The sequence below is a fragment of the Rummeliibacillus sp. JY-2-4R genome, assembly GCF_053847205.1.
In genome coordinates this window covers 220227-233931 of sequence record NZ_CM132623.1, presented here as the reverse complement: position 1 = coordinate 233931, position 13705 = coordinate 220227, and the positions used below count along the sequence as shown (strand labels likewise).

The following is a 13705-nucleotide window of genomic DNA, read 5'->3' as shown; positions in this document are numbered from 1 at the left end:
TGACCATGATATGGAGCTAAATTCTGCTGAGTTTAAGAAAAGTCAAGAATCAAACGTTCTTTACTTTTTGTTTCTCGGTCGAAAGCTGAAAGGACGCGCATCTTTCAAGCCCGGAAGCAGCTGTCGCGGGTCCACAGGATGTGGGTCAGATAGCCGTTGCGGCACGATGTCACGCTTTTTAGGCTATCTTCCTTAATACGAGCGCCCTCAGCACTTATTTTTATCCGGCTTCGGGCGCTAGCTGCTCGAAGTCGCTTCGGTCTCTCGGTCGAAAGCTGAAAGGACGCTTTCGATTCGAGCCCTCCAGCGCTTGTCGCAGCTGGACGAGCGCCCTCAGCACTTATTTTTATCCAGCTTCAGCGGCTAGGCCTTCGGGTCGTTTCAGTCCCTCGGTTGAAAGCTGGAAAATCGCTTTCAATTCGGGCCTTCCAACGCCTGTCAGGCCTAAACGAGCCGCTTCAGCACTTATTAGTTTCTCCTGGATTTTTTTGCCTCTGTTACATTTTCCCTCATAATTGAATATTTATTGTCACCGGTTAACATCATGATTTGTAGCATTGTGAATGGTAGTGTAATTCTCTTTCGATAAGCAAGATACTTCGGTTTCCAGATATTTGCAAACTTTTCTTTGAAGCTTTGTACATCTTTGAAATTATAATAATCCTGTCCAGTTACCACAATTTGTGCCGCAATTTTCTCATTAATCCCAGCAAATCGCGATACGCCCACATGTGAGAGCGGTGAGATTCCAACATTTAGACGTTTAAATCCCTGTTCTACAGAGGCGGAGAAAATTTTCAAGAAGAATAGGTCCATTGCTTGGTCTGGTAATCCTTCTCTTTTTGAACGCATTAGATCAATCGTTACCGTGCGTTCATCATCATATAAAGGAATTAAATTGGCGAAAGCTACTATTTCAAAGTTGTTGTTTTTTAAAATAGCAAGTGGCGTATATTGTAAATAATCCTCATTAAAGTATCCTAATGAAAAGCCCCTTTCCTTTCGATTATCAAGCCATTCGTCCGAAATACCTCGTAACTGGTTCATCACTTCAGCTGAGTAAGGCGGATGCATAATCTCACACTGATACCCTTCGCTATGGAAGAGTACATTTATCTCGTTTGTCTTATGAATGAACTCTTTTGAACGTTTCAGTTCTGATAAATCAATATAACCTTCTTCTCCTAATTTAAAAAAGCTATAGCCAAAGCCATGTAAATAAGGCACAAATTGATCACCAATTTCATAGAAAACAGGGGTATATCCATAATAATCCGCAAAGGTAATAAATTCCTCAATCGCGTTTTTAAAGTCGTTCTTTTCCCCAACTAAATCTCCTAATACAACAAGCTTATCTGCAACTACTTGATAAGGAAATAATACTGTCCTTTTCTTATTCCAGTATACATACTTGTCATGAAGGAAAATTAAATGCGATAGTTCCTTTCCCCCGTATTTATTTAGATGGAGGAAGATTTCCTCTTCATAATCTAATGATGGAATCTTTTTAAACTGTGTAAGTCTACGTAATGATACTTCGAATATTACAACAACAGTAATGACAATTAAGCCCATAAATGCACTTTTTAATAAATCGGTGGAATCTGTTGTCACAAATGGCCTCAATTTTTCTGGAATTGAATATTTTATAGACGGATTGGTGAATAAACCTGTGAAAATATAAAGGAATAAAATCACAAAAATAATAAAAGTATTTAAAATACTTCGGCCCCAGGTGACAATATAACTCTCTCTATAAAATCGACCGCGTGATAAATACAATAATCCTGCAACAAATAACATAAATAATGCCTGCTTATATTCAATGCCCTTAATAATGCATAACGCTGACGCAAAGAGTAAAACAAATATAGTCATGCGATAGGAACTTTTATCTTTATATGAAATCCCATTTGATAATGCTAATAACACAAAGCCTGTTGCTACTGCTAATTGATGGGACAAACTAACGATTGGAAATGACATCAAGTCTTTCGCATAACGAATACGTTCAATCACTCCTGGAGCTACTGAGGACAAAAGTAAAATAAGTCCAGCCATAAATACAAGAGCTGTGGCTAAAATATGACTTGTTTTTTCTAAAAAGAAACGCGGGATGGCATTAAAGCCGATATTAAATTTCCCCCATAATTCTCGGATAAATAAAACAAGCCCCGCTAAAAACGGTACAACATAATAACCAATTCTATAAAATAGAAGCAATACTAAGATTGATTCTTCAGGAATTTGTAGGCTCTGAGCTCCCCATATGAAAACCAAGTCAAAGGAACCAAGTCCGCCTGGAATCATACTTACAATTCCTGCACATGAGGCGACAATAAAAATAGGAATTAGATTAGCAATACTGATTGGAATTTGAAGCACATTCACCAAAACGGTTATGAATATAAACGCTCCAAGCCATTCTAATACAGAAACACCTAATAATGCAGTATCACCAAGCAAGCGAACATTTGTAATTGTTCCCTTCATCAATTGCACAAGGGCCTTGATAATTAGAAATGGCAAGTACAATCCGATGGCACCAGCCGCTACTATTAATATTTTATGATCTTTAAACATAGGAAAGTCTCTATAGAAAATTGGCAATACCCAAGTAAATAGTGAAATTCCAGCAAGATAAAACAAAGTCACGGAAGCAATTGTTTTAAAAAATGTTGTACTATCCATTTCTTTCTTCTTAAAATAGTGCGTTCGTAATAACACACCAACTAATCCGCCAAAACCAATGAGATTTGAAAAAGAATTAATGATAAGTGACTCTTTCAACAAACGACGTAACGGCCTTTTAATCTTTAACTTTTTTACAATAAAAAAATCATAAAAAAACATAGGGAATACAAGTACTAGTGAGAGTAGGGCTAATAATGCAACTGTTCGGACATCTAGAGATTTTAATTTCGTTGCAATTTCGTGTCCATTTACATTCCCTATAATTTTAACGATTTCGTGAATAGCGAATATCATTAGCAATATTGGCAAAATGACTTTTAGCCATTGAATAATCGTTGATTTATTGAATTTCATCCATTACCACCCAATTTTTTATCTTCGTAGTTCTACTATACAATTATGTACAAATATTTGCAGTAAAGCCAACTCAAGGTTTTCATTATTTTGAAAACTTTATATGTATGAGTTCTGAAAGATAAAATTCACTTTGATTTTCTTTGTTGTAGGTTATGCAATCAACATGGATAACTAAAAAAATCTACCCTTCTATAGAATAGAAAAGTAGATTTTTATCAATTGTATATGATTTTTTATTAATAATACCAATTGTATAGCTAATTTTAATCATAAGTATAGTTTCTAATATTATGACTTAATTAATCTAATACTTTAATGGTAACTGTGCGTACGCCCCAGCTATTCGCTTGGCCATTGTTTGCCATTAGCAGGTCAATTTTATGTCCTTTGATAGCGCCGCCTGTATCGCCAGCAATTGCTGTACCATAGCCTTCAACCCAAACCTTTGAACCAAGTGGGATAATTCGTGGATCTACTGCTATTACTTTCGCATTTGGATTTGATTTTACATTAATACCTGTTGCTGTTACACCCGAGCAACCAGCACAGTTAGCCGTATAAGCTGTTGCTGTTACTGTCATTGTTTTACCTGATGTAGGATTTGCTTGACTAGTTGTTGGTTGTGTATTCGTTGATTTTGTATTTACCACAGTTTGTTTTTTCATTGGCTGTGCTTTAGCTGGTGTTTGTGGATTGTTATTTGAAACAGTATCCACTTTCGCATGATTTGAATTGCCATTTAATGAAATGGTTTCACCTGCAATAATAACATCATTAGTAAGATTATTATTTGCTTTCAATTCTCTTACAGAGACCCCTGTATCTTTAGAAATTCCAATTAGGGTGTCACCTTTTTTTACTTTATATGGTTTATTACTAACTTCCAATTCTTGAGACGGAACAATGACATTTGAATCTAAGTCATTCCATTCTTTTAAGTCTTTCACTGATACATTTTGATCTTGAGAGATATTCCAAAGTGTATCCCCTTTTTCCACTTTGTAACTTGCAGCAGATGCCTGTGTTGTCATTACTGCTGTTCCTAGTGCGAAAACACCTGCTAGTGCAATTAAATATTTTTTCATCGTTTAAAAACGACCTCCTTTGTACTAACACGAATAACTTTACCATCGCTACATGTCATTCATATTGCTATTCGATGTACACACTGTAACAATCGTGTTACATTCTTTCCCAATATTCTGACATCTCATTCACGATTTCTATTATATTTTTTCCAAATATTAATAGAATATTGATATGCTAGGCTTCATAACATTTGGAATAAATTAACTTTCAAAAGAAAATTACTCGATGTATTGTTAAAGAGGAAGTAGAAATTTCATAAGTTTTTTTCAATTTGTATATAAAAAAGTAAAATCTTTATAATTTATTAATAAAAAACCCCTTTTTTTGGATCGAAATGTTACAAAGTTTCTTCTTCATATTGGAAATTTACATGTTTTTGGGTGGCGCTACTTCGAAAAGAGATCTCTCTACCCTGAAAACGATAGAAAAAAAGAAGAACTGTACAAAACAACTTTGTACAGTTCTTCTTACATATCAAACTTATAAACTCTTCTATTATGATATAACTTCTTTTTGCATAGTTTTCAATTCAACTAATGTATAAATCTCCCATAAATCTTTTTGATCTAGTTCGTGTAACAGTGCATTTAAGTCATTTAGAATAGCATTTCTTTTTTTCGGAAACATCCTTTCCCCTTTAGATGGTACTTCTTCTATTATATTAAGTAATAATTCATCAGCAGAAACTTGCAGGATATTGCTAAGCTTTACGATCCAACTAGCAGAAGGTACGCTTTCACCCATTTCCCAACTTTTAATACGACTTGCGGATGTTCCTATTGCTTTTCCTAACGATAACATTGAATACCCATTCTGAATGCGTAACTCTTTTAACTTTAAACCAAATTCTTGTGGACTAAACATTCTCTCATCTCTCCCCCTGTAATTAAACTAAGTAAAACGCTTACATAATTACTTGCCTAACCTCTAATGAAGCTTTTCGGCATAACAGCTGCTATTACTTCCCCATTTGCCACATGAAGATCGTTTGCAAATACTTGAATTTCTACTTTGAACTTTTTTGGATGAATTTCCTCGACCTTACCAATTGCTTTTAGTTGCACCCCTTGTGGTGTTGGTCTTAGAAAGTCTACATGCAAGGAAGCCGTTACAAAGCGCGGTGGCTCTATGCCCTCTCCTGGCTCATGTCCATTTTTCCGGTGTAAAGCTAATGATGCTGAACCAGTACCATGACAATCAATAAAGGAAGCCAAAAATCCCCCATACACAAAACCGGGTATTGCTATATATTTTTGATCTGGTTGAATTATAGAAACCGTTTGGTCATCTTTCCAATATGTTCTTACATGAAAACCTTCATCATTTAATCTGCCACACCCATAACACCATGCAAATTCGTCTGAATAATCATCTTGGATTGCATTAATTTGATTTTGATCCATTCCCCTTTCAACCTTTCTGATTAAAATAATGACTATACTAAATATTTCGACATTAAACAGAAGATTCCTTTTCTTTTTAATGAATTTTATCTTTTAAAATAAAACTTTTTCAAATTTTTGCTAACTATTTCGTTATTGCTAATTAGTTTTTGAAATTAAAAACCCGAATATCAATTGATATCCGAGTCATGTTTATTCTTTAGCATGTGCAATAACAATTGGTGCTGTTATTTTCACTGTTGTTCCATTTTTTTCGCGAATATCCAATTCACCATTAACAAATTCAATGCGTTCTTTCATGCCATTTAGTCCATTGCATGAGTGATTTTTAACACTTTTTGTTACACCAACGCCGTTGTCCCGAATGATTATTTCTATAAAATCCGTTGTTTGTAGTATAGCAATTGTACACTCAGTTGCTTGACTATGACGTACCACATTATTAACAGCTTCTTTTAAACACATACTAAGTGAGTTACTCAGCATTGTTGGGATTTTCCCAAACTGAGGATTTCCTTCCATTTTCAAATGAATATCTGCTGCTTTTAAAATCTGCTGCACATGTATAATTTCATCTTGCAATGTAACATTCTTCATATCTGAAACCATTTCACGTACTTCTTTTAATGCAATACTAGATGTTTGGCGTATATCGTGAATTTCTTGTATTGCAGCTTCTGGATTCTTTTCCACTAATCGCATAGCAAGATCACTTTTAAGGCCGATCATCGAAAGTTTTTGTCCTAAAGTATCATGTAAATCCCTTGCAATACGTTGTCTTTCTTCGTACACACTTAATTCAGATATACGTGCATTTGCGGTTTCTAATTCACCCTCAAGCTTTTTACTTTTACTTTCACTATAAAGATAGAAAGGTCCCAAAATTGCACTAAACAAGATGACAACAATTAAAGGAAGCTCTTGGATAAACAAATCTGTTTCTATAAAGAACCCACCAATTACCGATCCTACTGTCATAGCAATATGAAGGCCATACATAATATAAAAACCAACTGGCTGATGGATTTTCCCGATTGAAAATGATGTGAAAAAAGCAAAATAAATATAACCAAATAATACGGTCATGGAAGCATTAATCAACATTCCGAGTGCAATCCACATATACACTAGTCCGTTTTTAGAAGCATAAGCAAAGCGGAAACATATTAAATACATGATTAATACTGCTAATACAATCGATAATTGAAGCTTCTGTGCTGAATGAAATATGAGATAAAAAGGGATAAAGCAAAAAGCAATCCATGCAACAGCACTCATTACTGGATTCTTAGGGAATACTCTATACCATTTTGTCATGAAAAACACCGCCTTAATAGCTGTACTTCTTGAACTACTTTATTTAATTCATAGAGATTTTAATAATTCCTTCGTATTCTCTGATTGCTCGAATATTTTATTTTGTTCTGGCCAATAAATGATATAAGAGGCACTTTTTACAGTAAATAAAAATGGCTTTAATTTTTTGGGGACTGCTTTATTTTTGTCTAAAAGACGAAGAATTTCAACTGAATATAATTCTTCACCATTCTTTTTATAGGTAATTATATAATCTGGTTTTTTTGCAAATAAACTTTCTTCTGCCTTTTCTAATTTTTCTATGTGGCTTAATGGATATTGTTCCTTATATAAAACTGCGTCCTTCTTGCCTAAGGATATAGTTTTGTCTGTCTTGTTTATTTTTATATCAATACCATTGACACCTGGTTGCTCATTTATAATCGAATTTATTTGTTTCCTATCCTGTTTTTCCTGATAAGCTGTCCATCCAAGAACAATAAGCACAATAGCTATTAGAATAAGCCCTATTCTGGTTTTCTTCATATATAATCCTCTCTTTTAAACCCTTTATAGCATTTTCAATTATTATTTTACCATTAATAATTCTTTCTATTATACTTTTCACAATAGTTCATTGATAATATCGTTAAGGGGGGAATAATCTTGAAAAAAACGCTACTAATTAGCATTATTATCATCGTTATTGCTGCCATATCAGGTGGTTCTTATTATATGGCACAGCAAAACGCTGAACAGAAGGCTGAAAATAAAGCCAAAGAATTTGTCACGACAATTACAAAACAACAATATGAACAATTACCATCACTAGTATCCAATACAGAACTGAAAAAATATAATTACGACAAGCAATTATTAATTGATAAATATTCAAAGATTTTTAACGGTATTGGCGCAGAAAACATACAAGCTAGTGATTTGTCTGTTACCAAAATGAAAAAAGGTCAATATCAATTCATGTACAAGTTAAAGATGACAACGGCACTTGGCAAAATACCTACCCTTTCTTACAAAGGAAAGATTGTGAAAGAAGGCAAGGACTTTGTAGTCGATTGGAGTCCAGATTTAGTCTTCCCTCATATGGAAGCAACAGATAAAATTTCTTATACAGAAGATGATGCCATTCGAGGGGAAATTCTAGATAGGTACGGCAACAAACTCGCAACCAATGCAGAATTTCGCCAAGCAGGAATTATTCCAAAAGATTTAGGAAAAGGCACTGCAAGAGAAAACAATATAAAAACTATTGCAAAACAATTTGATGTCACAGAAAAGGAAATCAAAGCAAAGCTAGCACAAAAATGGGTTAAAGAGGATTTATTTGTTCCATTGAAAATAATCGATAATAACCAAATCAAGAAAATAGCTGGGGTCCAATATCAAGCTGTTGATGTACGCCATTATCCTCTAGGCGAAGCTGCTGCAACTTTAATCGGTTACACAGGAAAAGCCACTCAAGAAGATATTAAAAAGAACCCCACACTATCTGCAGATGCAATCATTGGGAAAAGTGGCTTAGAAAGAGCCTATGATAAAGAATTACGTGGGAAAAACGGTGGAAAAATTTCTTTAATCAATAAAGACGGCAAAGTTAAAGAAGTATTATTAGAAGCCTACCGAGAAGATGGCAAGAATATTGATTTAACAATAGATGTAGAAAAGCAGCTTAAGGCATATGATGCGCTTAAAAATGCTACTGGTGCTACTGTTATAATGCAGCCTAAAACAGGACAACTGCTCGCACTTGTCAGCAAGCCAACATACGATCCAAACAAAATGATTCGAGGAATTTCTCAAAAAGAATATGATGCCTATATGAATGACGTACGAAATCCATTTACAAATCGCTTTACACAACGCTTTGCACCTGGATCTACTTTAAAAACCGTAACAGCGAGTGTTGCACTTGATGCTGGAACTTTAATCCCAGATAAGGTTCGTACAATTCACGGACTAAAATGGCAAAAGGACAAATCTTGGGGGAATTATTTTATAACGCGTGTATCTGATGTTCCTAAAGTAAATCTAGAAAGTGCTTTTATATACTCTGATAATATCTATTTTGCCCAAGAAGGTTTAGCAATGGGCGAGGATGTTTTACGAAAAGGATTCAACAAATTTATCTTTGGCGAAGAATTAGATTTACCCTTTGATATGAAGCCTGCTCAAATTTCAAACAAAGATTCTTTTGGTTCCGATATTTTGTTAGCCGATAGTGCATATGGCCAAGGACAAGTATTGATGTCCCCTATTCAACAAGCCATTACGTATAGCGCATTTGCGAACAACGGAAAAGTAATATATGCGAATGTATTAAAAGACCAAAAGACAAAATCAAAAAAAGCCGTAACCACTAAATCTGCTAACATCGTCAAAAAGGAAATGCTTGCAGTAGTACAAAATGCAAACGGTACAGCACATAGTTTAAATGGTATTAGCTCTACCTTAGCAGCCAAGACTGGTACTGCTGAGTTAAAACTAACACAAGGTACAGAAGGCCAAGAAAATAGTTTTATTGTCGCTTTTGATACAAAAAAGAAACATGAATTCTTGGTATTGTCTGTTGTGGAAGATCATAAAAAAATAGGCAAAACAGCTACAGAGCTTGCCAAGCCTTTGATTCAATATCTTGAAAAATAAGTTACTTCAAACTTATGGGAGTTAAGACGCAAAAGGATGTCTCATTTTTAATTGAGGCATCCTTATTTCTTACCACAATACTGGTTTTGTCACCATAAACCAAAGCATTATTAATAAAAGAATCGTATAAATCCAAACTGTTTTCGTTAATTTCCTGACAAACTGTTGTTGGTCAAATGCTGGTGTGTTAAACGTTCGCATGGTAGGTTTAAAAGCTCTCGCTAAGAAGACAAGAGATGCTATCAATAAAGCAATCGTTATTGAGACAAAAGGTGTTGTAATCGAGTAACCTCCACGTATAAGAATATAGATTCCCGATAAAATCAGGACATGACCAGAATGTTTTACAATTTGAATCGCCAGTGAGAATGTTGTGACATATGCAGTCATCTCTTCGTGTGATTTGGCATTCCCCATTTTTTTCAACATAGGAATTACTACAAAAAAAGGCCCAATTGATAAAATTGCACTTATAACATGTAAAAAAACTACTGTAGAGTAAAGCATTTTAAGGGCTTCCTTTTCTAAATATTTCTTACTTCAACAATAGTTGAATTTACAAATACAAGCAATCGACAAAAAGGTGAACACACGCTTACAACTTTATTAATACAATGTAAAATTATCTTTCGTTCTTTGTAAATACGTAAATTATCTAAAAACTTTATTGTATAATAGTCACATCAAGAAGAAATCCATATTATTGGACATCCCCACACATTCTTGATAAAGTAGCATACAATAAATAAAAATTTAAAGGAGAGGATTTTTATAGGAATCCATAAATTTTTTACAAGTTTAAATGATTTAGAACGTATTATTCGTTGTCCGGGCCGCTTCAAATTTGAAGAGCACAATGTGGCAGCACACTCTTGGAAAGTATCTCAATATGCCATGTTTTTTGGAACTATTGAAGAAATGAACGGTGCAATTATTGATTGGAAATCCTTATATGAGAAAACAATCAATCACGATTTCGCAGAAGTATTTATTGGTGATATTAAAACACCTGTAAAACATGCTTCACCTGAGTTAAAACAAATGATTTCTCATGTAGAAGAGAAAATGATGGAAAAGTTCATATTCAACGAAATTCCTGCAGAATTCCAAGAAATTTTCTTTAATCGAATGAAAGAAGGTAAAGACGCAACTGTCGAAGGCCGATTACTTGAATTTGCAGATAAATTGGATCTTTTCTATGAAGCATTTGCAGAATTAAAAAGAGGCAATACGGATAAAGAATTCGTTAGTATGTATCAAGAGGCTTTAAAAAAATTGTTAGTTATTCCATTGCCCAAAAGTGTTGATTATTTCAAAACCGTCATTTTAGCGGATGTGATTACGGAAAAAACACCAGTTGATATTACTGCGCTCACTGAAGAAGTATTATCTGAAGCTTAAGCCTTAAAAATAAGGCATATGCTTTTTTTTTACAAAAAAATAAACCGCAAACAATCTAATTCCTAGTTGCTTGCAGTTTATCGTTTCTATATTGTTTGATAAAAGGTTTTAGGAATTTCCCCAACATTACGTTGATGATAAAGCAATGGTGCTTTTCCAGAATTCACAATATTCTTAACTTTACCGATTAAAATTAAGTGATCTCCTGCTTCTACCTGTTGGTATGTCTCACATTCTAGTACAGATGCTGTGTCTTCTAATACAGGCAAACTGTTTTCTGAACGATTCCATTTACATTCTGCGAATCGGTCAATTACTTTACTTGAGAATAGGAAGCAAAGCTTATCTTGATCACTTGCTAAAATATTAACGGCGAATTTTTTGGCATTCTTAAATACGTCCAAGGATTTTGATTTTTTATCGATCGACCAAAGGATTAATAAAGGATCAATTGAAACGGATGCAAATGAATTAACAGTAAGTCCTACTGGGACATCTTCCTGATCAAAAGTTGTAACAACCGTTACCCCCGTTGGATAATTTCCTAATGCTTTTTTAAACTCTTCTTGTTGAGTCATTACACATACCTCCTCTTTTATTTTGCGATGATAACTCTTTCTTCCACCGGCTGAATTTCTTTATCCTTTGGAGATGTAGTTGGGGCACCAAATGGCATTTGCGCAATCAGCTTCCATTCCTCCTGAATTCCCCATTGTTGTTTCTGTTTAGATGAAATTTCAGGATTGTAGTGTTGTAAGCTTGCTCCAAATCCCTCATTTTCTAATGTAGTCCACACAAGATACTGAAGCATTCCTGTCCCTTGTTGAGACCAAATGGGAAATTGATCTGCCATATCGGCAAACTTCTGTTGGAAAGATTCAATTACCTTCTCATCCTCATAAAATAATACCGTGCCATGCCCACTCGCAAAGCCTTCAAAACGCTTTTTATTGCGTTCATATCTTTCTTCACTAAGGCCATCCCGTATCTCCTCGAAAGCTAGTTCCCAGAAAAGCTTATTATTTTCCTCGAGTAATACCACTAACCGACCTGTTTGTGAATTAAATGCTGACGGAGCGCTCTTCACTGCTGTATGTAACACTTCTTCTAAGCGGTCATCAGAAATAACAAAGTCATCTGACAAACCATAAATAGAACGTCTACCCTCAACTGCATCATAGAAATTCTTTGTCATTCTTGTTCCTCCTTGTTACTAAAGCCTATACAAGCACCTTTTAAAACATAGTTTTTTTATAAGAATAATAAACTATATGCTGATAGGGTTTATTTTAGCATTGAAAGATTTACATTACAATACGGAGTCGTTAAAAATTTTAAATATTTAAACAATTTATTTTCCCCTTCTGCGGGAAAAATACTCCACAAAATCTCGACTTTAGAATGGTTTAAAATGTGGCATTTATTCCCGACATTTTTGAGGAGTTCTTTCTTGCAGTTTAATGACTCATGCAGTATTATAAGAATACAAGCTGCGTTGTACGTAATAATATAAAGTTTTAACCTTTGAGCTGTAATAGGGAGTTTTAATTGAGTACGGACTGGTATGCCGCATTCCACGTTAATGCGGACGAACATGAAATGCTCTGCGAACACCCACTTTGAGGAGTGGTGGTTTAAAACTTTCAGTATTTAAAATTACGGCAAAGGCGGCTTCCTAATTTTTATAATCTAACGTGTTCATAACGTTTTTAGCACCTACTTTATGTAGGTGCTTTTTTATTTTTTCAATTGTTACTGCTAACCATACTGCTACCCGTTTATTTAATAAGAGAGAAATAGGGGGATTAGCAGCTAAACAACCGTTTGCGCTACCGTAGCTGCATCTAAAAAAGTACCATAATAATCTGAAAAATCTCGAACATTTAAATCCTCCCCGTATATACTTAGGGAAACAATAATAGCTTAGCGTCAGTATGAGAACAGAAAAAAAGAGCCCTATTCGAACAATCAAATAGGCCCCTTTGTATGAGTAGTATATTATTGTGCTGTATAACCGCCATCAAGAATGACAGCTTGTCCTGTAACGCCTTTTGCTTTATCGCTCGCCAAGAAGGCAGCATAATCAGCGATCTCAGATACATTTAATAATCTTTTTTGCGGAACAAGTGGGAAAAATACTTCCTCTACCACTTTATCAACACTTACATTTCTTGTTTTTGCTAAGTCTTGTAATTGATTTTGTACAAGCGGTGTATCTACGTAGCCTGGGCATAATGCATTGACTGTAATTCCATGCTCAGCACCTTCTAATGCTGCTACTTTTGTTAATCCAATTACTCCATGTTTTGCGCTATTATATGCAGCCTTGCCTGCAAATCCAATCACACCATTTACCGAAGCCATATTAATAATACGTCCAAAGCCTTGTTTTTTCATGATTGGAAAGACATTTTTTATCCCAACAAATGGTGCAGTTAACATGATTTTCACTAACAACTCGAATTTTTCTGTTGGAAATTCTTCGATTGGTGCCACATGTTGAAGTCCCGCGTTATTAACTAGAATATCAAGTCTTCCAAAAGTATTATATGCATTTTCAAGACTTTCTTTATACGCTTCTTCATTCGTCACATCACACGGTGCTGATAGAGCTTCAAATCCTTGCTCTTTTAGTTCTGCTGCTACTTGATCACTTTTTTCACTATTCAAATCTGAAATGACAACTTTCGCACCTTCTTCTGCAAAAGTTTTAGCAATTTCTAAGCCAATTCCACTTGCAGAACCTGTGATAAACGCTACTTTGCCTTCTAGTAATTTACTCATTTGTTACTCCTCCTTAGCTA

12 protein-coding genes and 1 other RNA gene are annotated in these 13705 nt (G+C 34.7%); 3 read left to right on the top strand and 10 right to left on the bottom strand.

The window, feature by feature from the left end; genetic code table 11:
* Positions 1-468: 468 nt before the first annotated feature.
* From mprF to ACWV26_RS01120, 6 genes are all read right to left on the bottom strand, one after another.
* The gene (gene mprF / locus ACWV26_RS01145) at positions 469-3048 is read right to left on the bottom strand and encodes a bifunctional lysylphosphatidylglycerol flippase/synthetase MprF (RefSeq protein ID WP_455896562.1); all 2580 of its coding nucleotides are present in this window, start codon (positions 3046-3048) and stop codon (positions 469-471) included.
* Between the two features lie 302 nt (positions 3049-3350).
* The gene (locus ACWV26_RS01140; protein WP_455896561.1) at positions 3351-4136 is read right to left on the bottom strand and encodes a LysM peptidoglycan-binding domain-containing protein; all 786 of its coding nucleotides are present in this window, start codon (positions 4134-4136) and stop codon (positions 3351-3353) included.
* Positions 4137-4635: 499 nt separating this feature from the next.
* Positions 4636-5004 carry a helix-turn-helix domain-containing protein gene (locus tag ACWV26_RS01135; protein ID WP_455896560.1) on the bottom strand — a complete coding sequence of 123 codons (369 nt, stop codon included), beginning with the start codon at positions 5002-5004 and terminating at the stop codon, positions 4636-4638.
* A gap of 56 nt (positions 5005-5060) precedes the next feature.
* Positions 5061-5543 carry a PaaI family thioesterase gene (locus ACWV26_RS01130; protein ID WP_455896559.1) on the bottom strand — a complete coding sequence of 161 codons (483 nt, stop codon included), beginning with the start codon at positions 5541-5543 and terminating at the stop codon, positions 5061-5063.
* 192 nt (positions 5544-5735) lie between these two features.
* Positions 5736-6860, bottom strand: coding sequence for a sensor histidine kinase (locus ACWV26_RS01125; RefSeq protein ID WP_455896558.1), 1125 nt, complete (start codon positions 6858-6860; stop codon positions 5736-5738).
* Between the two features lie 48 nt (positions 6861-6908).
* Positions 6909-7385: a hypothetical protein gene (locus ACWV26_RS01120; RefSeq protein WP_455896557.1), complete on the bottom strand. Its 477-nt coding sequence runs from the start codon at positions 7383-7385 to the stop codon at positions 6909-6911.
* A gap of 120 nt (positions 7386-7505) precedes the next feature.
* Here ACWV26_RS01120 and pbp4 point away from each other — a divergent pair, with 120 nt between their 5' ends.
* Positions 7506-9500, top strand: a complete 1995-nt coding sequence (gene pbp4 / locus ACWV26_RS01115; protein WP_455896556.1) for a penicillin-binding protein PBP4(5) — start codon at positions 7506-7508, stop codon at positions 9498-9500.
* A 69-nt stretch (positions 9501-9569) separates the two neighbouring features.
* On the opposite strand, the gene ACWV26_RS01110 is transcribed toward pbp4, so the two are convergent.
* Positions 9570-9929: a hypothetical protein gene (locus tag ACWV26_RS01110; protein WP_455896555.1), complete on the bottom strand. Its 360-nt coding sequence runs from the start codon at positions 9927-9929 to the stop codon at positions 9570-9572.
* Positions 9930-10271: 342 nt separating this feature from the next.
* On the opposite strand from ACWV26_RS01110, the gene ACWV26_RS01105 reads away from it, so the two are divergent.
* Complete coding sequence (locus ACWV26_RS01105) at positions 10272-10901, top strand: YfbR-like 5'-deoxynucleotidase (protein ID WP_455898150.1); 630 nt, start codon at positions 10272-10274, stop codon at positions 10899-10901.
* Positions 10902-10987: 86 nt separating this feature from the next.
* On the opposite strand, the gene ACWV26_RS01100 is transcribed toward ACWV26_RS01105, so the two are convergent.
* Complete coding sequence (locus tag ACWV26_RS01100) at positions 10988-11479, bottom strand: flavin reductase family protein (protein ID WP_455896554.1); 492 nt, start codon at positions 11477-11479, stop codon at positions 10988-10990.
* Between the two features lie 17 nt (positions 11480-11496).
* Positions 11497-12096, bottom strand: coding sequence for a nitroreductase family protein (locus ACWV26_RS01095; protein WP_455896553.1), 600 nt, complete (start codon positions 12094-12096; stop codon positions 11497-11499).
* 289 nt (positions 12097-12385) lie between these two features.
* Between ACWV26_RS01095 and ssrS the strand changes: the two genes are divergently transcribed.
* Positions 12386-12579: non-coding RNA, 6S RNA (gene ssrS, locus ACWV26_RS01090), on the top strand.
* Positions 12580-12899: 320 nt separating this feature from the next.
* Here ssrS and ACWV26_RS01085 read toward each other — a convergent pair.
* Complete coding sequence (locus ACWV26_RS01085) at positions 12900-13685, bottom strand: 3-hydroxybutyrate dehydrogenase (RefSeq protein WP_455896552.1); 786 nt, start codon at positions 13683-13685, stop codon at positions 12900-12902.
* Positions 13686-13705 lie beyond the last annotated feature (20 nt).

What these genes read in the sequence shown, in the direction of transcription:
- mprF (WP_455896562.1), bottom strand. Translation starts at nt 3,048, where the DNA reads ATGAAATTCAATAAATCAACGATTATTCAATGGCTAAAAGTCATTTTG.
- ACWV26_RS01140 (WP_455896561.1), bottom strand. Translation starts at nt 4,136, where the DNA reads ATGAAAAAATATTTAATTGCACTAGCAGGTGTTTTCGCACTAGGAACA.
- ACWV26_RS01135 (WP_455896560.1), bottom strand. Translation starts at nt 5,004, where the DNA reads ATGTTTAGTCCACAAGAATTTGGTTTAAAGTTAAAAGAGTTACGCATT.
- ACWV26_RS01130 (WP_455896559.1), bottom strand. Translation starts at nt 5,543, where the DNA reads ATGGATCAAAATCAAATTAATGCAATCCAAGATGATTATTCAGACGAA.
- ACWV26_RS01125 (WP_455896558.1), bottom strand. Translation starts at nt 6,860, where the DNA reads ATGACAAAATGGTATAGAGTATTCCCTAAGAATCCAGTAATGAGTGCT.
- ACWV26_RS01120 (WP_455896557.1), bottom strand. Translation starts at nt 7,385, where the DNA reads ATGAAGAAAACCAGAATAGGGCTTATTCTAATAGCTATTGTGCTTATT.
- ACWV26_RS01110 (WP_455896555.1), bottom strand. Translation starts at nt 9,929, where the DNA reads ATGTTGAAAAAAATGGGGAATGCCAAATCACACGAAGAGATGACTGCA.
- ACWV26_RS01100 (WP_455896554.1), bottom strand. Translation starts at nt 11,479, where the DNA reads ATGACTCAACAAGAAGAGTTTAAAAAAGCATTAGGAAATTATCCAACG.
- ACWV26_RS01095 (WP_455896553.1), bottom strand. Translation starts at nt 12,096, where the DNA reads ATGACAAAGAATTTCTATGATGCAGTTGAGGGTAGACGTTCTATTTAT.
- ACWV26_RS01085 (WP_455896552.1), bottom strand. Translation starts at nt 13,685, where the DNA reads ATGAGTAAATTACTAGAAGGCAAAGTAGCGTTTATCACAGGTTCTGCA.